Annotated in this window: 12 protein-coding genes; 10 read left to right on the top strand and 2 right to left on the bottom strand. The window is 46.8% G+C overall.

The annotated features are described in order from the left end of the window. Positions 1-38: 38 nt before the first annotated feature. A complete protein-coding gene (locus tag AC3WS5_RS09400; protein WP_492467047.1) occupies positions 39-773 on the top strand; it encodes a lysophospholipid acyltransferase family protein in 735 nt (244 codons plus the stop codon). On the opposite strand, the gene AC3WS5_RS09405 is transcribed toward AC3WS5_RS09400, so the two are convergent. Then, positions 767-3583, bottom strand: coding sequence for a putative LPS assembly protein LptD (locus tag AC3WS5_RS09405; protein ID WP_492467048.1), 2817 nt, complete (start codon positions 3581-3583; stop codon positions 767-769). The two genes, AC3WS5_RS09400 and AC3WS5_RS09405, sit on opposite strands and share 7 nt — an antisense overlap. Positions 3584-3646: 63 nt before the next feature. Between AC3WS5_RS09405 and AC3WS5_RS09410 the strand changes: the two genes are divergently transcribed. The 7 genes from AC3WS5_RS09410 (at position 3647) to AC3WS5_RS09440 (ending at position 14345) form a co-directional block, all read left to right on the top strand. Beyond that, on the top strand, positions 3647-4654 hold the full coding sequence (locus AC3WS5_RS09410; protein WP_492467049.1) for an N-acetylmuramoyl-L-alanine amidase family protein: 1008 nt from the start codon (positions 3647-3649) through the stop codon (positions 4652-4654). Between the two features lie 185 nt (positions 4655-4839). After that, positions 4840-5823: an MlaD family protein gene (locus AC3WS5_RS09415; protein ID WP_492467050.1), complete on the top strand. Its 984-nt coding sequence runs from the start codon at positions 4840-4842 to the stop codon at positions 5821-5823. After that, positions 5820-7802, top strand: a complete 1983-nt coding sequence (locus AC3WS5_RS09420) for an OstA-like protein (RefSeq protein ID WP_492467051.1) — start codon at positions 5820-5822, stop codon at positions 7800-7802. The genes AC3WS5_RS09415 and AC3WS5_RS09420 overlap by 4 nt, the downstream gene beginning before the upstream one ends. A 175-nt stretch (positions 7803-7977) precedes the next feature. Beyond that, positions 7978-8727, top strand: coding sequence for a DeoR/GlpR family DNA-binding transcription regulator (locus tag AC3WS5_RS09425; RefSeq protein WP_492467052.1), 750 nt, complete (start codon positions 7978-7980; stop codon positions 8725-8727). Positions 8728-8748: 21 nt separating this feature from the next. Then, a complete protein-coding gene (locus tag AC3WS5_RS09430; RefSeq protein ID WP_492467053.1) occupies positions 8749-12198 on the top strand; it encodes a SusC/RagA family TonB-linked outer membrane protein in 3450 nt (1149 codons plus the stop codon). A gap of 11 nt (positions 12199-12209) precedes the next feature. After that, positions 12210-14048, top strand: a complete 1839-nt coding sequence (locus AC3WS5_RS09435) for a RagB/SusD family nutrient uptake outer membrane protein (RefSeq protein ID WP_492467054.1) — start codon at positions 12210-12212, stop codon at positions 14046-14048. Positions 14049-14120: 72 nt separating this feature from the next. Next, positions 14121-14345, top strand: coding sequence for a hypothetical protein (locus AC3WS5_RS09440; RefSeq protein ID WP_492467055.1), 225 nt, complete (start codon positions 14121-14123; stop codon positions 14343-14345). A 135-nt stretch (positions 14346-14480) separates the two neighbouring features. Here the strand turns inward: AC3WS5_RS09440 and nagA are convergent, their stop codons facing one another. Further along, positions 14481-15593, bottom strand: coding sequence for an N-acetylglucosamine-6-phosphate deacetylase (nagA, locus tag AC3WS5_RS09445; protein ID WP_492467056.1), 1113 nt, complete (start codon positions 15591-15593; stop codon positions 14481-14483). A 265-nt stretch (positions 15594-15858) separates the two neighbouring features. On the opposite strand from nagA, the gene AC3WS5_RS09450 reads away from it, so the two are divergent. Beyond that, positions 15859-19023 (top strand): SusC/RagA family TonB-linked outer membrane protein, encoded by a 3165-nt coding sequence (locus tag AC3WS5_RS09450; RefSeq protein WP_492467057.1) that lies wholly within the window; start codon positions 15859-15861, stop codon positions 19021-19023. 67 nt (positions 19024-19090) lie between these two features. Next, positions 19091-21082: a SusD/RagB family nutrient-binding outer membrane lipoprotein gene (locus AC3WS5_RS09455; RefSeq protein ID WP_492467058.1), complete on the top strand. Its 1992-nt coding sequence runs from the start codon at positions 19091-19093 to the stop codon at positions 21080-21082. The last annotated feature ends 67 nt before the right edge of the window (positions 21083-21149 follow it).

The following is a 21149-nucleotide window of genomic DNA, read 5'->3' on the forward strand; positions in this document are numbered from 1 at the left end:
CGCTGTTTCACATCCGAAGTACACATGAAAACTAACACATGAAAATTCTAAAAGAAATAACCGGCCGGATCATGGCTTTATGGGGGTTACTGACCTTCATCCTGACTTTCTTACTGATCTACATTCCCTCGATGGCCGCCTACCTGATCCCCGATCCGAAGGGAACCATGTATTTCATTCGCTGGGCCAGAGTCTGGATCAGGATGTGGCTGTTCCTGGCGGGTTGTCCACTGAAGGTCCGTGGCCAGCATTACTTTGAAAAAGGTAAAACATATATTGTTACCTGTAATCATAATTCAATACTTGACCCAACCCTGTCCTGCCCGTTCATACCAGGCCCCAACAAAACCATTGCGAAGGATTTTTATGCCAAAATACCCATCTTCGGCTGGTATTACGCGAGGGGATCAGTGCTGATTAACCGGAAAGATGAGCAAAGCCGGAAAAAAGGTTATGACAAGATGAAAGAAGTTCTCAGCAAGCATATGCATATGAGTATCTATCCCGAAGGAACCAGGAACCGCACAGATCAGCCGCTCAAAAAATTCTATAGTGGCGCGTTTCATTTGGCCGAGGACTCAGGAAATGATATTATTCCTGCCGTGCTCATCAATACCAAGAAAGCTTTACCCTTCGGAAAACCTTTCTATTTCCAGCCTTGCACTCTTGAGATCCATTTCCTGCCGCCGGTTCCAGTATCAGGGAAATCCGCTTCAGAGATCAAAGACGAGGTCTATGGAAAAATGCACGATTATATTATTCAGCATCACTGACTGCTGAAGGACCGGGTCCGGTTGATCTTCAGATCCTGGAGGATACCCGCCTTCGGACTGATGGTGAAATTAAAGAAACGGTAAAGTCCTATCGGTGAAACATTTAATGCCATTTGCCAGCAATGGAGATCGCGTGCAATAGCCACGGAAAGGGTCTGCATCTTCATCGTGTTGAAATCATAAGCTGTGCTTGCACTCAGGTTCCATTTGGGTGTGAGGTTAAAACTTCCGTTGAGGTTGACGGCCGAAGAAATCTGACCCTTGTTCCGCAAGGTATTCCGATCAAACATATTTACATAAGACAGATATGAGCTCAGAGAAAGGGACCACTGCGTATTGAAATCCACAAATTCAGCGGGGTTCTGCCGCATATACTCTAAAAGCCGGTGCTGATCCTGCTGCAGCATCGGATCGTTCAGGTTTTGGTTAATGGCCTCCTGCCTTCTCTTTTCTTTCTCCGGATCTTTTGGCTTGCTCTGGAAGCTGGTACTCAGTGAAATATTAGCATTGGTCAGCCTCCCGGGTGTGATCCTTCCGTTCGACCAGGCATAATGCTTCGATGGATTTCCCAGGCTATCATATAGGTAGGGCACCAGCGTACCACTCACAGTAATATTGATCTTCTCCAGCAGGTTGGTCCTGAAAAACAGACTGAAAGGAGACAACTTCATAGAATCCGCGAACAGATTATACGAACCCGAGAAACCAAATCCTTCGACCAGCCTGATTTTTTTAAACCCACCCTGATCATTCGCGGTGGTGTCTTTCCCTTTCGAACGCTTCTTCATTTCCAGCGTATTATCGAGTCCAAAATTGATACCGCCAAATTCGCGACTCACAAACTGATCCATACCCCGGCTGCCTGCGTACAGACCTTCGAGCTCATTGAACCAGGCTTTGTAACCTTCTTTGTTGATCTGTATATATCGCATGAATTTCTTGTTCAGATCCGGCGAATAACTAAATCCAAATGTGGGTCTTACCACATGCCGGAGCGATGAGTTCCTAAACTTGAATGTCCCGTACAGTGCCGTGTTGAAGCCCAGTCCGAATGAAGCTTGTTGCTTGATATAAAATCCTTTCGTAGGCACTACTACCAGGGTATCGAGACCACTGTCCCATCTGCGGGCAACTTTCCGGTCCACCCATTCCTGCGAATAGGAAACCGAAGGTGCAACCATCAGCGCACCTCCCAATATGGGCGGAAGTGAAAGCGTGATGGGAATGCTATGTCGCGCACTCCATTCCAGGGTATCCAGCATGTGCTGGAAAACGGAATGACCCAGGACTTGCTTGTATTTGATCGTATCATTAAAGGAGACTGCATTCCTGAAACTCCCCTGATAACCGATACCCAACTGCTCATACCATTTCCTGGAGCCAGCCGCTTCTTTCTTTTGGAACGGGTACAGTGTACTCACCGTAAATCCGAGGTCAGGCAGGTTGATGCTTACCATACCCGACTGGTTATTTTGGTTATGGTTTGCACTGGCTGTCAGGTTGAAAGGTTTATCCTGCCAGGTTTTGGCGTAAGTGATGGATGATCCCAACACGTTTTGGAAGTTCATCTGCGGGCTGTTGGGAATATTCTTGTTGTACCTGGTGGAGCTCATGTTTACACCTGCGGTGAAACTGGTCCCTGGACGCGAGCGCATATCTGAGGCGTGCGACCACCGCAGCGAATACGTCTTTATATTTGAGTAATCCGGATCTCCTTTGAATGCCCTGCGTGTATTTCGCAGCCCGAAATCCATAGAGCCCCGGTATTTATAGATCTTATTGTAAGTGGGGCTGACATTTACGCTCCAGGTACCCAGCGAGTAGATGTCACCCGTAAGCTTCACGTCCCAGTGTTCGTTGACCACTTTATAATAGCCCATGTTTGAGAGACCAAGGCCTTCCAGATCATTGGTCTCAAATTGCGGCGCTATAAAGCCGGAATGCCTGCCCTGGTAAAGCGGAAAATAACCAAAGGGGAGGTAGATAGGTACAGGTACAGAATCAAACTCAGGTCTGATAGCTCCCGTCACCGCCACCTTCTTATTCACAATTTTGGCTTTTCTGGCCCGGAAGCCAAAATGCGGATGATCCAGGTTACAGGTGGTGAAGAATGTTCCGCGGCTGTACATCGTATGCTCATCTACTTTTTTAACGATATCGGAGTGCACAAACATTTCACCCTGCTGCGTAATCGTACCCTTTGTAAGACCTTTTTTGGATTTGAAATCGTATTCCATGCCCTCCGACTTGAACTGATTATCGCCCTGTTTCATTTCGGCGTATTCGGAAATATCACCGATGCTGTCTTTTCCTGAGTGAGCAATGACCAGGTTTTTTCCCTGGTTGAGTTGAATATAAGGTGCGTTTAAGGTAAGATCCTGGTAATCAACCTTGGCTTTGTTATATAGGGTGATCAGTTTTTTATCCATCACACCTACGACGGAATCCTGGGCCGTGTATTGAACCGGTGCATCGAGTGTGTCTTTGGATAACTTCAACGTAAATGTATCGACTGATCTTCTACGGAGCGAGTCGTTAAGCAGGCTGTCCCTACCATGAAGCAAACTGTCCTTTCCCCGAAGCAGGCTGTCCGTCACAGGTAGGGTATCTTTTACCGGAACGGTATCCTTTGAAAAAAGAATGCCCGGTAATCCCGATTTTTTTTTGTTATCGTCTGCCTTTATTGATTCACCTGAAACTGTTTTGTTTTGGTAACTTGCAACTCCAAGTACCCTGACACTGGCAATAACTGCCACAGTCATTGTAGCAGTGAGTACGGTTACGAAAAAAAAAAGTTTAAATTTGCCCATTAATCAGGTTCAAAGAAAGCAAAAGTATATATAACATCGTAAAGAATTTGTGAACATTAGCACATGACACCGAATAAACTGGTCCCCAACAATCGCATGGCTATCAGCATCGCTGGTTTTCTGATTCCATTCTGCATACTAGCCGGTTCAATATCTGTAACTGCCCAAACTGCCGGGCGAAATATAAAAACGATCATTGTCGATGCCGGACACGGGGGAAGCGACGTTGGCGCCAGAGGGTTGGTCACGACGGAAGCTGCAATCAACCTGTCGGTAAGCGTGAAACTGGCAAAAGCATTGCGTGAAGCGTTTCCCGATCGCAGGATCATGGAAACCCGGACTACCTGGGCGCTTCCGGGCAATAACACGAACTCAGTTGCCGCAAACCGGTACCGGGCAGATTTCGCCAACCGCGTGGGTGGAGATCTTTTTATTTCCCTGCACTGCAACGCTGCGGGGCGTCGCCCCGGCGGCTGGTATACGAAAAGGGTCATTGGTTCAGAACCAAGAACCAAATACGTGAAGAAAGGTAGAAAGAGAGTTAAGCACACCTATTACGTCCACAAGTACGAAGACGTATGGGTAGAAAATACTACACAGGGCACAGAAACCTATATCTGGGCTGTTGGCAAAAATGAACAAAAAGTCTCTTCGGTGAAAAACAATGAAGATTACTACAACGAGGAAACCGATCCCAATGAAGAACTGAAACTGCCGGATCCCAATGACCCCGCAGAAAAAGCGAGGATGCTGATCTATGCGCAACATTATTTCAGGAAAAGTTATTTACTGGCTAACCTTGTGGAGAAGGAATTTATCTCAGATGGAAGGAACAGCAGGGGCGTACAACAAAGGAACCATAAAGGTATCTGGGTCCTGCAGGCTACGGGAATGCCCAGTGTATTGATAGAGATGGGCTTTATCAGTAACAAAGAAGAAGAAGCCTACCTGATGAGCGAAAATGGCCAGCAGGCCATCGTCAACGGGATTGTAAGGGCAGTAAAATTATATATCGATAAAAATGCTAATCCCAGCAGCGCGATGGTCCCATTCCCGGTTACGAAGAATTGAATGTATCCGAAGTCTAAAAAATTTCACAATTCCGTGGCGCTGACCGATATATCGGAATTATTGAGTATTTTGCCCGCGTAAAAATGAACCTGCGGCAAAAGATTTCCGACTGATCCGATGAACCACGGAATTCCTGATATTTCCCTTATTCTGTTCCCCCGTTTATGAGAATTTAATTCAACTGTATGAAAATATCTAAAGAACTTAAAGTTGGCATGTTGGCCCTGGTGGCACTTATTGCACTGATTTTAGGTTTCAAGTTCTTAAAAGGTAAGGATGTCCTTAACCGGAGTCCGAAAATATACGCCATTTTCAAATCGGTTGGGGGATTAGAAAAGTCCAATTTCGTAAAACTAAAGGGCCTTACAGTCGGTACCGTTTATCAAATCGAGCCTGCAGATGAGAATGTGAACGATATCAAGGTAACCCTCAGTCTTACGCAGCCGGTGAACATCCCAAATAATTCTGTAGCCTATATTTCCTCCAGCCTCCTCGGCGCCTCAAATATTGTGATTGAAAAAGGGAATTCGACCAAGTTTCTGAAAAGCGGCGACCGGATTCCCACAAGGGTTGAGGAAGGACTGCTGACGGATCTGAGCTCAGAGGCCAAACCCCTGATGGGAAAAGTCAGGAATGTTGCCGATTCGCTGAATTTGTTACTGACAAATGTCAACAATACGCTGGACGACGCCACAAAACGTAACCTGCAACACACGATCGCAAACCTCAATCAATCTACCGCTGCGCTGAATGCCCTCCTGGCATCCATACAGGGACCACTTGCAGGCACCCTGAGCAACCTGAATGCCGTTTCCGAAAACCTGAAAAATCAGAACAGCCAGATCGAAGGTGTCCTGCACAACGCAAATTCATTTTCCGAAGACCTTGCCGGTCTCAAACTTCAACGAACGGTTGATTCACTCAATCTGACCCTTTCTGAATTGAGACAGGTCGTTCATAAAATGTCGAGCCCCAATGGTAGTCTGGGTGCATTGATGAACGACCGCCATCTCTATAAAAAAATGAATGACGTGATGCTGAGTGCAGAGATACTCATGGATGATATCCGCGTTCATCCTAAAAGATACGTAAATATATCGGTATTCGGAAAAAAGAATAAATCCGGCGAACTGACAGCGCCAGCTAAAAAAGATACAACGGCGAAGTGAAAGCGAATCTGCGGCATCATATTATTTCGCTCCGGAAACTCCTGATTGGATTCCTGGTGATCTGTGCGCTGTTTAACAAGGCAGCGGCACAGGGCGTTGACACCGTCATCGTACAGCATGCTGATGTAACAACAATGCAAAAGGGCAAGGACAGTGTGGTCCTTTTCATCCTGGAAGGAAACGTGATCCTCAAGCAGGGTAAGACCATTTTTAAATGCGACAGGTGCGTGAAGAATGATGCGGCAAAAACTTTTGAAGCCTGGGGCAAAGTGCATATCAACGATTCCGATACGACAAACATTTATTCCGACCACCTCAGGTATCTGACAGACCGCCAGATAGCATTTCTGGACGGGAATGTAAAGCTGACGGATGGCAAGGCAGTCCTGACCACACCCAGCCTGGAGTACAATATGGGCAGAAAAATTGCCACCTATGATAAGGGTGGAAAGCTGGTCAATAAGAAAACGGTGATCACCAGTAAGGAAGGATTTTACTATAGCGATATCAAGGATGCTTATTTCAAGCGGGACGTAGTTGTGGAGGACCCCGCGTATCATATAACGGCGGATTCACTGATGTACAATACCGATCGGCAGATAGCCAGCTTCATCTCCCCCACGAACATCCGGGACAGTGCTAACCGTACCATTAAGACACGCGAAGGTTTTTACAACCTGAGAACAGGGGATGCTGAATTCTCGCAGCGACCCTTTATCAATGACAACAATAAGACAACACTTTTCGCTGACAATGTAAAGCTGACCACCGATATAGCGAGAGCTGAAGGAAATGCGATCGTGGTGGATTCCACGAGAGGCACTATTGTCATTGGGAACCTAATTTACCAGGACCGGCACTCCGAGGCTTTGCTGGCAACACAAAAGCCGGTCATGATCATCAAGCAGGATAATGACTCTATTTATGTGAGTGCGGATACCCTTTTCAGTGCTAAGCTTACAGACCTTTATGTACCGCAGCCAGTACATAAGTCCGACTCACTTTCTAATGCGTTCAATTCCGATAGCCTTGGCACCCAGGCCCACGGAAAAAGCGCAGGTAATGACAGCCTTTTGGCGGCTGCCAAACTGAAACCGGAACCGGGCGACAGCCTGCTGGCGAAGAAGCCGGCGATGGCTATGCCTGACAGTACGGTCAGGAAACCTGCCGTGCCTAAGCAGGCGCCACAAACTGAAAACCGCGAGGTCGTCAGGGCCGGCAGAAAACCTGCAGAGCCCAAGCAAGCACCGCAACCTGATAACCGGAAGGTCGTCCGGACCGGCAGGAAACCTGCGCTAATTACGCCTCCTGCAGAAAAAGCCGGCGAATCGCGGGCTGCCCCCGTTGACTCCCTCCCTCTTGTTGGGAAAACTGCTGCGGAGACAAAACCTGAAAAAACAGCTGATAATGACAGCACCAACCGTTATTTTGAGGCTTTTCACCATGTGAAGATCTATTCAGATTCTGTACAGGCTGTATCGGACAGTCTGTTCTATTCGTTCAAAGACTCGGTGTTCCGGTTCTTTCACAATCCGGTTGTCTGGGGAAAAGAGAGTCAGATCACCGGTGACACACTTTATTTGCATACCAGCAATAAGCAACCAAAATGGTTTGAAGCCATTAATAATGCGATGATGGTTAATCACCTTGAAAAAGAGGCGTATAACCAGATCAAATCCAGTCGTATGGACGGCTACTTTACCAACGGTTCCCTGGATTCAGTCAGGGCAAAGGGATCCGCAGAAAGTATTTACTTTTTGCAGGATGAAGACAGCGCTTATTCCGGTATCAATCAATCGACTTCCGATATCATTGACGCCTATATCCACGACCGTGCGCTGAAAAAAGTGATCTTCAGAAGTAATGTAAAGGGGACCATTTATCCAATCCGGAAAAAGAGACCCGCCGAAATGCGATTGGAAGGGTTTAAATGGCTTGAGGCCCTTCGACCTAAATCCAAATTTGATATTTTTGAATGAGCCGGAACTGCTGCGGTGAGCAGGCGCTGACAAAACGCCACCACAGGGTAGCGCTTCACATTTGCCAGTTTCTGCAATAAAAAGTTATCCACATTTGCGAAATTTTTCAGCTTTTTGCAGGTTTCTGCGAGTTTTGCTTTTATCTTTAGGAATAGATTAACAAAACCAGCGACCCTTGCTAAAGAAAGAACGACAAGCAATTATTCTTCACAGCCTTAATCTTCACAACAAAGTATTAAGTAATGATCTATGTGCGGAAATAGGTGTTTCGGAGGACACGATCCGGCGGGATCTGCAGGAATTAGCCGATGCCGGCAAACTCATTAAGGTGCACGGCGGCGCCTTATCCACTTCTTTCAATGATGTACAATTTTCTCCTGTCAATGTGTATTCCCAGCCATTCAAAAAAGAAATAGCGCGAAAAGCGATTCATTTGATCAAAGATGATATGTTCTTAATGACCACGGGGGGTACCACTATTCTTGAAATTGTGCGTTCTATCCCCCTGCGCAGAAAAGCAACGCTGATCACCGGTAGTATCCCGATTTTGAATGCCTGCCTGGTACATCCTAACCTGAATGTGGTGGTTATTGGTGACAGGCTATCAAAAGATTCAAAAATAACGGTCGGGGCGGAGGCCATTGAAAAAATACACCGTGTGAACGCCGACTTGTGTTTGCTGGGCACCAATGCCATCGATATTACACATGGTCTGACTGATAACGATCTGGACGTAGTGCAGGTCAAAAAGGCCATGGTGGAATCCGCCACGAAAGTTGCCTGTGTAGCTATTTCGGAAAAGCTGCAGACTTACCAGCCGTTGCAGGTATGTGCGTTAAAAAAGATTGATTACCTGGTCACAGAACTAGATCCTGATCACCCAAAACTCCGGCCTTTTGCGGACGCGGGTGTCCAGATTATATAGTCCCAAATAAAAATTAAAAAGATGAAAAGATTGATGTTATTACGATTGTTTACTGTCGCAATCACAACACTCTGGTCGATCCACCTGGTTGCACAAACCTACCAGATTCACGGGTCAGTCGCGTCTGAAGACGGATTGTCCCTCGCGGGTGTTACGGTTTCAGTTAAAGGAACCCAACGGGCGGTTATGACCGGGAATGACGGTAGTTTCACTATTCAGGCCTCGGTTGGAGAAACCCTGGAGATCAGTTATGTGGGATACATAACCCAATCGCTGCCAGTTGTCAACAACAGGAATATTACTATTACTCTGGTGAGATCTATGGAGAAATCACAGCTTGACGAAGTGGTCGTCGTGGGCTATGGTACACAAAGAAGAGGGAATCTGACTGGAGCCGTTTCAACGGTGGACGTAAAGAAAGCGCTTACCGGAAGGCCCATAGCCGACGTGGGGCGCGGGCTGCAGGGTGCAGCATCCGGTCTGAGCGTAACCATCCCAAGCGGTGAGGTTGGATCAGATCCCATCCTGAAGATCAGGGGACAAATGGGCTCCTTCAGAGGCGGCGCTGCCCCGCTGATCCTGCTGGACAACGTTGAAATTCCCAGTATTCAGGTCGTAAATCCCAATGATGTTGCATCCATCACCGTGCTTAAAGACGCAGCCGCTTCATCTATCTATGGGGCAAAAGCTTCGTTTGGTGTTTTGCTGATTACGACAAAAAAGGGATCTACTACGGGAAAGGCCCAGATTACCTACTCAAACAATTTTTCCTGGCAAAATGTATGGAAAGATTTGCATATGGCTGATGTGAACGCTCTCAGGTATTCTGTAGACGCGGCCGAACGCGTCGGTCAATTTTCACCAACGGGTGCATTTTATTATGCCGACAGGAACAGTTACCTGAAAGCCGTGGAGTGGAAAAAGAAATACGGCGGAACCATCGGTCCCAATGACCCTACGGTATTCGGAAGAGACTGGTATGTACAGGGCGCTAACAACCAAAAAATGGGTGTCAGGACCTATGACCCCTTTGACTATATGGTAAAAGAATGGGCGCCAACGCAACAGCACGATCTGTCAATCGGACAGACTGTAGGAAAAACATCCTTTAATATTGGCCTCGGCTACCTGGATCAAAGCGGCATGATGAAACCGGCAAAAAAAGATCAGTTCACCCGCTATAACGCTTCGCTAAAAGCTACCAGCGAAATCAGTAAATTAGTTACCGTAAGGGGCGGCGCCATATTTTCCAGAAGAAATAAAGAATATCCGTATGTAACAGCCTCCTCAACCGCTGACCCCTGGCTATACCTGTACCGGTGGTCGCCGGTCTACCCTTTTGGTCTTGATCAAAACGGAGATCCGATCCGCAGCCCCTGGAGTGAAGCTGCTGCTGCAAATACAGCCAACATCCTTCAGAACTATCTGAACATCAGCCTGGGAACTACGCTTAATTTCACGAAAGACTGGAAACTGGATTTTGATTATACATTCTCCAACCAGGAAGAAATGTGGAAACGGCCCGGTACAAGATATACGGCCAGGAACTCCTGGGTTGCCCCAAAAGCCCGGTTTGATGCCAGTGGCCAGCCTGTTTACGTCGACAGCACCGGAGCCGTTGTGGCCAGTACCGCACCCGGCGCAATTCGCGCGTTTGATCTTTCATATGATACGTACACATCTCTGGGTTCTAACCCGGATCATATATACCGGCGCGTGTCTAACTTTTATAGCAGCACCATCAACGCGTATACAACCTACAACCTGAATTTGGATGACAACAATCACTTCAAATTTATGCTGGGGATCAACCGGGTTGCCGCTACCACGGAATGGCAATCGCAACAGGTAAATCAGCTAACGGATATCACGAATCCTCAATTCAATTTTGCAGTTGGCGCGCCACCATCTGTAGACGGCGACAAATACTGGGAAGCTCAGTTGGGTTATTTCGGTCGGGTTAACTACGCGTATAAGAACAAATATCTCCTCGAAGGGAACTTACGCTATGACGGTTCATCCAAATTTCCATCCAACCTTTGGTGGAGATGGTATCCCTCATTCTCGGCCGGATGGGTACTTACTGAAGAACCATTCATGGATGCAACTAAAAATGTGATCAGTTTCCTTAAACTAAGAGGTTCCTGGGGATCCATCGGGGACCAGACCGTCCCAAATTCCCTCTACCTGCCTGTGATGGGAAGCGGACTGTCAACCTGGATTGGAGCTAACGGACAGAAAGTGCCTTATGTGGGTACCCCCTCAGCCATTGAGAGGAATATAACCTGGCAGGATATCCAAACGACCAACTTTGGACTTGACCTGGGACTGTTGAAAAACAGCCTGAACATTTCTGTTGACGTCTTCAAGAGAAACACCAATAACATGATCGTTCCCCTGGAAGGTATCCCGCTGACTTTCGGCGTGGGAGCGCCACAGGGCAATTTTGGTTCGTTGGAGACCAAGGGATGGGAACTGACCATTGATTATAACCACCGGTTTGAAAACGGGCTGGGTATCAACTTTAAAGGCAACCTTTCCGATGCAACAACCCGCATAAATAAATACGGAAGTTCCCAGCTTGTGAATGCCAACTATAACGGCAAGGATATTGGCGAAATCTGGGGTTACCGCACCGATCGGCTTTACCAGATGGGAGACTTCGAGCTGGATGGCAACGGTAAGCCACAGTTGATCACACTGACGGCCGCAGACCTTCCTGATAATTCTAGCAAATACGCGGGTAAGAAAGCATACAAACTGAAATCTGTAAACGGGCAGAAACCCGTGTACCAGGTTTTTCTGCAGAATTACTCCACATTCTTCTTCGGCCCTGGTGATGTCAAATTTAAAGACGTAAACGGTGATGGCGTGATCGATAACGGGGACGCATCACTTTCCAATCATGGTGACCTGGAAGTGATTGGCAATTCCACACCCAGATACGAATACGGCGCCCGGCTGGGGGCCGATTACAAGGGTTTTGATTTCAGCGTGTTCTTTCAGGGCGTAGGCAAAAGGCAGTTATGGGGCAACGGATCCCTGGCAATTCCTGGATATAATGCCGCCGATGGCGCTATGCCTTCAACCTTCGCCGATGATTACTGGCGGCCCGATAACACCAACGCTTTTTATCCGGCAGCTTACAGTAACGGGGGCAGTAATGCTGCCAACAATTTGCAGGTGCAAGACCGATACCTGTTGAATATGGCTTACTTAAGACTAAAGAACCTGACCGTAGGTTATACGCTTCCCGGTTCTGTTATGAATAAGGTGAAACTTACATCGCTGAGGGTTTATGGCGCACTCGAAAACTTCCTGACCTGGGATCATCTCCGGGGTCTCCCAATTGATCCTGAAAGCATCAGTGGTTACTCCATGTGGAACTCAAGTAACTATAACCTGGGGCGGACCGGTGCAGGGATCCCTGCTTTTAAAGCCATCTCCGTTGGCCTTCAATTAACCTTTTAAAAGTATATCAAATGAAACGTCTAATATGTATAAGTGGTCTTGGAATAGCCTGCCTGATTTTCGTTTCCTGTAATAAGAATCTGCTGGACAGGCCTCCACAAACGGACTACATCGACAATGGCTCAAAATTCTGGAGAAATGAAGATGATATCCGGATGTTTGCCAATGGTTTCTACACCAACTATTTCGTGGGTTACAATTCTTCCTGGGGAACTGATTATACTCCGGTTAGGGGATACACATTCAGCGATGATATCACCAGCAGGAACGTCCAGGCAAACTTTGAAAGCAACATTCCTTCCTCCCGGGGGTCCACTTCTGAGACGGCGGCCTGGTTGCAGCAATATTCTGGGCCCACTTGGGATTTTGCCTGGGTTCGAAAAGCAAATATTTTCCTGAACCGGCTGGACAGCGTTGCAAAACCAAAAATATCTGCCGATGCATATAAACACTGGACCGCTGTGGCCAGGTTCTTCAGAGGCTTTGAATATTCGCGACTGGTTAGTGTATTTGGAGATGTTCCCTATTTCGGACGTGTGGTTAAGGAAAATGAACTGGATACTCTATACAAGGACCGGGACCCAAGAGGTGTTGTGATGGACAAAGTTTATGATGATTTTAAATATGTACTGGCGAATATTCGCGAGAGTGATGGGCCGCAATATCTGAATAAATATATTGCTGCTGCTTTCATTTCAAGCTTTATGTTATTCGAAGGCACGTTCGAGCATTATCACAACCTGGATGCGGCGCGCGCTAAGAAATACCTGGAGTTTGCCGTTGAGGCGGCGGGAATTGTGATAAATAGTAACAAATATAGTTTTAAGAGCGACTTCAAAGCCCTCTTTTCATCAGAAAACCTTGCAGGAAATCCTGAAGTGCTGATGTACCGGGCCTATGACGCTGCACAGTCCGTGACCCATCATATCGGATCCTATTCAAATGGAACTGAAGAACAGAATGGCGCCAACCTGGATCTGATTAAATCCTTTATTTTGAACGATGGAAAAACCTGGCAAAAATCTGCCTTACCAAATGCCGGCAGCTTCACCATTGCCGATCTGGTTAAAACCCGGGACCCCAGGTTTGAAGCCAGTTTTATAGATTTCACCCGCGCGACCTCGTCAACTTTGCTTTATTCATTCAAACACGCGTCCCGTGAGGCTATCACTTATATCGGCAAAACTTATCCCGCAGCCTGGGGAAGTAATACTAACACCAGTGACGCACCGGTTATGAGGCTGGCAGAAGTCGTGCTGAACTGGATTGAGGCAAAAGCTGAATTGGAAAATTATTACAGCGGCCCCGCCATAACGCAAGCTGATCTTGATAAGTCGATCAATGCTATTCGCAGTCGCCCCCTTGATGCAGCAGCCGCAGCAAAAGGCGTTAAGAAGAGTGCACCGCTGATGCTCGGCGCGCTCCCCGAAGATCCGGACAGGGACGCTGATGTACCTGCAATCATCTGGGAAATCCGGCGCGAGAGGAGAATGGAGTTTTTCTACGAGCACACCAGGCTGCTCGATCTGAAGCGTTGGAAAAAACTTTATTATATGGACTTCAGCCGGAAGCCGGATTATGTAATGGGGCCCTGGGTAGATATGCCGAACGAAATTCCCAGCTACCTGACAGCTTCCATGAAAAACAAAATACGGGTTAAAACTGCCGACGGCACCATTGTTACCTGGAATGGCTCGAATCAAAATGCGATGGTCGGTTATTGGATGGTAGAATCCGCCGCCAACCGGCAGTCGTTCAGTGACAAGAATTATCTGGCACCGGTTGGAACGCAGCAGATTAATGAATATAAGGAGAGGGGTTATACGCTGACGCAGACAAAAGGCTGGTAATTTTATTTTGAAACGTTTTAAAACAGCTGCCTCCCCGGAGGCGGCTGTTTTTAGAAAGAGCAGTAAAATGTTATGAAACAAATGCTTGCGATAGATCTGGGTGGTACCAAAATTTCCTGGGCTGTCATCAGTGAAGAAGGTATCCTCCGTACTCCTAAGAAGAAATTACTGCAGGGGCCCGGGAACCCGAACGCTGGAACGCTCCTGAGAAATTTGGTTGCAGAAGAAATCGAAACGGCAGCACAGGAAAATTACAAGCTGGAAGCCATTGAATTACAAATTACGAATTACGAATGAAATATATCGCTTTTGTCAATAATTCATAAATTTCAACCTTTGCTTAGTATTTGTAAACTTTAACAACGGACCTATACAGATATTAAATAATAAAATATATCTAACATTTAATATCTAGTGTCTGATATCTCTTCTTCAGTATTCCAACAACTTCACATCTTCCAGTCCATCATCAAACAGCGTGAATGTAGCCGGATAGCCGGGTTTAATAAATCCGATTTCGTCTTGCATACCTATAGCCCGGGCTACGCGGCTGCTGGCCATTTCAACGGCTTCCTGCAAGGAAATATTCAAGTGCTCTTTCGCATTTTTTACTGCTTCGGGAATGGATATGGCAGCTCCCGCAAGTTGTCCTTCCCTGTTCCGATAATATCCGTTTACCATTTCAATATCGAGTCCCTCCCAATTGAACCGGGGCTTTCGACGGCCAAGGAATGATGAGTCGGTCAACAAAATGAGCTTATCAGTCTTCTGCCGATAAGCTACCCGGGCCGCGGCATAGTGACAATGTCCGCCGTCCAGAATAATTGGCGCATACACAGCATCGTTGTCAAAAATTGCACCAGTCATCCCGCATTCCCGGTGACCCATCGGTGTCATCGCATTATATAAATGGGTGATCAGTCTCACACCCTTTGAAAATGCCTCCTGCGCTTCGTCATAATTCATCATACTGTGCCCCGCGGAAACGACCATACCGCTTTCCAACAACCAATTCAACTGTTGCTCACTCAGACATTCAGGTGCTACGGTTATCATTTTTATGACTCCCCTACCCTTCTCAATAATCTCAAGCAACTCTTCATCCTTTGGGTTCCTGATCACCGCACGGCTATGGGCGCCATGCTTATCCCGATTGATGAATGGCCCCTCGAGGTGCATCCCCAGAATACCCGGATGATCTTTCATAAATTCTCTGGTTGCCTCAATAGCCCTTAAGATCGTCTCATGTGGAGAAGAAATGAGCGTAACCAGGAAATAAGGTGTGGCAAAGTCCCGGCATGCCGTGTAGATATCCTGCAATGAGGATACGTCGGGAGTATGCGAGAAATAATGTTCATACCCTCCGTTTATCTGAATGTCAATCCATCCCGGTGAAATATTCATGCCATTAATATCCACTTGATGGGCATCGGGAAATGTTTCCCTGGTCACCCCGACTATCTTGCCGTTCTCCACCAGGATATTTCCGGATGTAATAATTTCCTCGCCCGTAAATATTTTTCCATTTGTAATAACTGTTCGCATCTGCCTTATTTATCCTGCAAATCTAAAAATAATAATCCTTGGAAAGCAAATTCTGCAGAAGTCTGTTCATTCTGGTCGTCACCCACATTGGGTTATGACAGAAACAGGCGGCTCCATTTACCGGTCATCACTATTTTTTTTGGGATGTTTTTTTTTTGACGGAATAGCTATAACTTTAGGTGAATTCCATGCCTTGTTCATTGAAAAGTCATAACAGGTTGCAGAATCCATTAACATCAGGTTCAAATTAATTAAAACAAAAAGTATGCGAAAACTAGTTTGCTTCACTCTCGCGCTACTCGTGTTTTCTATGCTCAGCATGACTGCAAAGGCACAGACCAGAACGATCTCGGGCACCGTAAAGAATAGGCTCGGTGAGATAATTCCCAATGCTACCATTCAGCAGGTAGGAACCCAAAACATAACCGAAGCCACAGACAACGGAGCATTTACGATCACAGTAACCGGCAACGCCGCCAGGCTCAGCATCTCGGCGGTTGGCTACAAAACCACAGACATAGCCGTAACCAGTAACACCCTGGACATCATCCTGGAATCCGGGACGGGAGAGACCATGAGCGAGGTGGTAGTCACGGCGCTGGGTATTAGGAAAGAGCGAAAGGCTTTGGGTTATTCGGTGTCTGATTTGAGTGCGCAGGAATTGATGAAAAACAAAAACACCAATGTAGTAAATTCTCTTGCCGGTAAGGTTCCGGGAGTGAATATTACACAATTCAGCGGAGCTGCCGGCGCGGGGGCGTCGATCACAATCCGCGGGGGAAATTCTACATCAGATGGACGACAAAATCAGCCATTATTTGTTGTAGACGGCGTTATTTACGATAACTCAACTACCGTTACCGGGAATACCGGAACTGATGGATTGTCGCGCAGCAATACAAGCTATTCAAATCGTATTATGGACATCAACCCGGAAGACATTGAGAGCCTTTCTGTCCTGAAAGGCGCCGCTGCAGCGGCTTTGTATGGATCGCGGGCCGCTGACGGTGTCGTGATTATTACCACAAAAAAAGGTGCTGCGGGAACGGTAAGGGTTGACGTGAACAGCAGGACAAGTACGTCATGGGCCAACAAACTGCCCCAGGTTCAGAGAGTATTTGGCCCGGGGTCTTACGCCACCAACGGCGTCTTCAACGATATAACCTACAGCTCGTGGGGCAAGGAAATTACATCCGCAGATACTTTATACGATAATATCGGAACCTTCTTTCAACAAGGCATGGTGTATGATAACAATGTAAACGTATCCGGCGGGACAAAAAACAGTACCTTTTATTTATCCGGATCGAACTATGACCAAAAAGGGATCATTCCAAATACCGGATACGACAAAACCACTTTCCGGTTTAATGGTCAACAGAAATACGGGCATCTGACACTGGACGCAAATGTTGCATACTCGATTGCCAAAACCAACAAAACACTGACAACTGCCGGCTTGTGGGGCGGCGGAGGCAACGGAGCTATGGCTGCAGTTTATGCGTGGCCCCAGACATTCGATATGAGGAAATACATCAACCTGGATGGAACACAGTACCGCAAATTCGGCGGCACTATTCCGTTGGAAAATGATATAGACAATCCTTACTGGATCATTAATCAAAACAAGCTAACTTCAGAGACCAGGCGTATTACCGGAGGTCTGGCCGGCAATTATCGGGTAACCAATTGGTGGGATATTACCGCCCGGTTGGGATATGACCAATACAGCACAAACGATTACACCTTTATCTCGCCGGGATCGGCTGTCAGCATCATGTACCAAAATGGAAGGCTAAGTAAAGACCTATATGATTATACTTATATCACAACTACGGTGATGACTAATTTTCACAAGGCCTTTGGCGATTTTGATACGCACTTGATGCTGGGGACCACCTCAGAGGATACAAAATCAATCAATCAAAACCATTGGGGGTACAACTTTGTAACAGCAGGCACGATCAGCTTTAGCAACATAGCACCAGGGAACCAGTTTTTTAAAGATGGGACAACGAAAAAACGTTTGGTTGGTTCCTATGGAGAATTAGGCGTGTCCTATAAAAACATCGCTTATCTTACTGCTACAGGCCGCAATGACTGGTCGTCTACGCTGCCCATAGAGAACAATTCCTATTTTTATCCATCCATAAGTGGTTCTTTTGTATTCACCGAATTATTACCTAAGAACGACATCCTTTCCTTTGGTAAGATCCGGTCAAGCTGGGCGCAGGTGGGTAAAGACGCAAACGCTTACGCCACGCTTACTTATGTGAATAGCCCTATTGTCATAGGCCCTTTTACCGGAATCGGCAATCAGTACACGAGTGGTAATGCCAGCCTGAAACCCGAGATTCAAAACTCCTGGGAGATCGGGGGAGAATTCAGGTTCCTGAAAGGTCGCCTCGGCCTGGATTACACGTACTATCATACGCAAACGCAAAACCAGATAGCGCAGCCACGTTTGTCAAACGCAAGTGGTTATATATTCACTTCAATCAACTCAGGATCTGTGATCAACAAAGGAATGGAAATAGCGCTTTCCGGCAAACCAATTGTACAAAGCGACTTCAGTTGGGACGTACTGGTGAACTTTTCATATAACAGAGGCAGGCTGGGAGATTTTCTCCGCGGTGTGGCCTATTTTTATCCTACGGACGCCCAATTCGGCACCGTGAAGGCGGCATCTATACCGAATGGCGGTTACTTTCTGGGCATGACTGGAACCCGCTATGCGCGCGAGCTGGATGCCGACAAGAAAGAAATACCAAATGGCCGCTACCAGGTTGATCCCAATACAGGATTATATAAATTCTTTACAGGAACTAATGCAGCTATTGTCGGCAATCGCGAACCCGATTTCATTGGAGGTATTAACAATACCCTGCGGTATAAAAAATTCCTGTTGTCATTTCTTCTCGACGTACGGAAAGGCGGCGATGTATACAACGGTACAGAGTATTCAATGGTCGTCAACGGGCTAAGCAACAGAACCTTGCTGAACAACCGGCAATCAGTTACGGTTACGGGTGTAAACAGTCTGACGGGGGCAGATTTTAATCAAACGTACAACGCAAATGAGACCTACACCATTAAAGGCGTAAATTATTCCGGCAGGAATCTGATCCAGCAGTATTGGGCAAATTATGCAGCCAATTCCTATAATTTCATCACATCGGTCAATTGGCTGAAGCTTCGTTCCCTGTCCCTTACCTATGACTTTACCGGAATGTTCAGAAGCCATAACGTGATCAAAGGGCTGACGGCAACGGCCATCGGCAACAACTTGTTCACCTGGACAAACTATAAGGGCATGGATCCGGAGGTAAGTGCCGCGGGCGGGACCGGAGGTTCGGGATCTACAGGTATCGACTACCTGGGCGTACCTGCAGTAGCCAGTTTCACATTCGGGATAAACGTAACATTTTAGAACTGTCTTCAACATTTACCCGCAAACGAACGATCTCGCGACAAACAATAAAAATAAAAATAATCACATGAAACATATTAAATATATATTGTTCGGCAGTATTCTTGTATTAAGTTCGGTTTCGTGCAAAAAATGGCTGGATGTAAATACGGATCCTGACAATCCGAACAACGCAAGCGTGCTTGTACAAAACAGGCTCCCGTGGATTCAGCATTTCTATCAATACACATCAGGTGTTGCCAATTTTCGGACCTCACTTGTAGCCGGAGTCCTGTATAGCAATAACGGAAATAATAACGCGTTAAGCACAACCTGGACAGCGACCGGGGGAAATATAACTCCCTATCAAACCTTTTTCATCGAAGTTGCGCCCAATCTGAACGATTTATATAATTCCGCCAAACAGAAAGGTGCTTACCATTATATGGCTGCGGCTGATGTATTCCACGCACTGGGTTTTATGCAAATGCTGGATGTGTATGGTGAAATGCCCTACACAGAAGCTATATCGGGAAAACCCAGCCCGGCTTATGATGACGGGAAGACGATTTACAACGGATGTATCTCCAAACTGAACGAGGCCATCAGTTTGTTTGGCCAGGTGCAGAACGCCCAGGCGCCTGCTTTTACGCTTGGCGATTTATGGGGTAACGGGGACGTTAGTAAATGGGTAAAATTTTGTTATGGCCTCAAAGCCCGATATATGTTGAAATTGTCTAAGAAATCGGATTTGTTTAACGCGGATTCTGTACTTTACTTTTTATCGAAAGGTCCACAGTCAAATGCCGACAATATGATCGGCCCGGGCTACAATAATAGTACGGTGACAGATTATCTGCTGGGCGATCCCGTAGTAACCAATGGCAACTGGAATTATGCGGGCTACGGAAGCAATCAACGTATTTCACAATATTATTATAACTTGCTGACCAACTTGCGGGGATCCGGAGTTACTGACCCACGGATGAGTAAAATTGTACCCGCGGCCATGGTAAATATTCAACTGGATGCAAGTGGAAAGGTGGCATCTTACACATGGAATCGATCCATCGGCGTGGACTCTTATGGGCCCGCGACCAGACTGTTAAAAGGAGGTAGCGGCACATCCATTGCAAACCCTGCTTATGCAGCTACAGATACCAAAATAAAATATACAATCGCCGATGCAACTGACCGCAACAATTTTATCGCTGCGCAAACGCAGGCTGGAAAAATTTTCACTGTGAATGGAAATGACGTTACAGTTACCTACAAAGCCGGCTCCATCTACATTAACAACACGAACTACGTTTTCTCGGGTGATACGGCCTATGTAAATCTGCGCAGTAACTCAATGGCCACGGGCATTACAGGCGTCAATAGCGCCACAGATCTGAACTGGTATATATCCATTCCCGCGGCAACTGCAGGTGTGGTGGCATCAACAGGTTCTTTCCAAATTCGCCCTGTGTCCGACCAGGAAATTCTAACCTATCATGAAATGTGTTTTGTCAAAGCTGAAACTTACCTGAGAAAGGGTGATGCAGGAAATGCGTTCGCAGCTTATCAGGCAGGTATCCAGGCTCATCTGAATATGATGCAGACCAAACTCACACAATGGAAGGCGGGCGGATATAATAATCCTGACATGTGGCCTATGGACCAAACTGCGATAAATGCATATCTTCAAAGCAATGCCGTTTGCCAAAGCGCCGGGGCGTTGACCATGTCTGATATTATGTTACAAAAATATATTGCCATGGGTTGCAGCATTGAAAACTGGAACGACATGCGCCGGCTTAATTTCAGTGCAGGTAATATCGGTAGTTTTGGCGTTGTTTATCCCGGCTTCGACCGCGGACCTTTATTTGCAGGAAACGCGCTGTACACAGGTACTTCCAGAACCGACCCGAGGTATTGGCCGCGCAGGTGGATGCTGCCCGCAACGCTTGAACTGAACTACAACTCCGCCAGCGCGCTGGCTGTCAACCCGCACGCCGCTGATCCCAACATTTGGAGTATGCCGGTTTGGTGGGACTGCGCAACGAATGACGAATATTACGGATATCTGAAGAAATAAATTTTTATTGATCCAGCCACACAAGATTCAAAGTGCGGGGTGGAAAATCGCGACTAATCGCCGGGTA

The sequence above is a fragment of the Niabella sp. CPT15-335-S11 genome (assembly GCF_058792415.1).

Coding starts and splice junctions, on each gene's coding strand:
- AC3WS5_RS09400 (WP_492467047.1), top strand. CDS start 39: ATGAAAATTCTAAAAGAAATAACCGGCCGGATCATGGCTTTATGGGGG.
- AC3WS5_RS09405 (WP_492467048.1), bottom strand. CDS start 3,583: ATGGGCAAATTTAAACTTTTTTTTTTCGTAACCGTACTCACTGCTACA.
- AC3WS5_RS09410 (WP_492467049.1), top strand. CDS start 3,647: ATGACACCGAATAAACTGGTCCCCAACAATCGCATGGCTATCAGCATC.
- AC3WS5_RS09415 (WP_492467050.1), top strand. CDS start 4,840: ATGAAAATATCTAAAGAACTTAAAGTTGGCATGTTGGCCCTGGTGGCA.
- AC3WS5_RS09430 (WP_492467053.1), top strand. CDS start 8,749: ATGAAAAGATTGATGTTATTACGATTGTTTACTGTCGCAATCACAACA.
- AC3WS5_RS09435 (WP_492467054.1), top strand. CDS start 12,210: ATGAAACGTCTAATATGTATAAGTGGTCTTGGAATAGCCTGCCTGATT.
- AC3WS5_RS09440 (WP_492467055.1), top strand. CDS start 14,121: ATGAAACAAATGCTTGCGATAGATCTGGGTGGTACCAAAATTTCCTGG.
- nagA (WP_492467056.1), bottom strand. CDS start 15,593: ATGCGAACAGTTATTACAAATGGAAAAATATTTACGGGCGAGGAAATT.
- AC3WS5_RS09450 (WP_492467057.1), top strand. CDS start 15,859: ATGCGAAAACTAGTTTGCTTCACTCTCGCGCTACTCGTGTTTTCTATG.
- AC3WS5_RS09455 (WP_492467058.1), top strand. CDS start 19,091: ATGAAACATATTAAATATATATTGTTCGGCAGTATTCTTGTATTAAGT.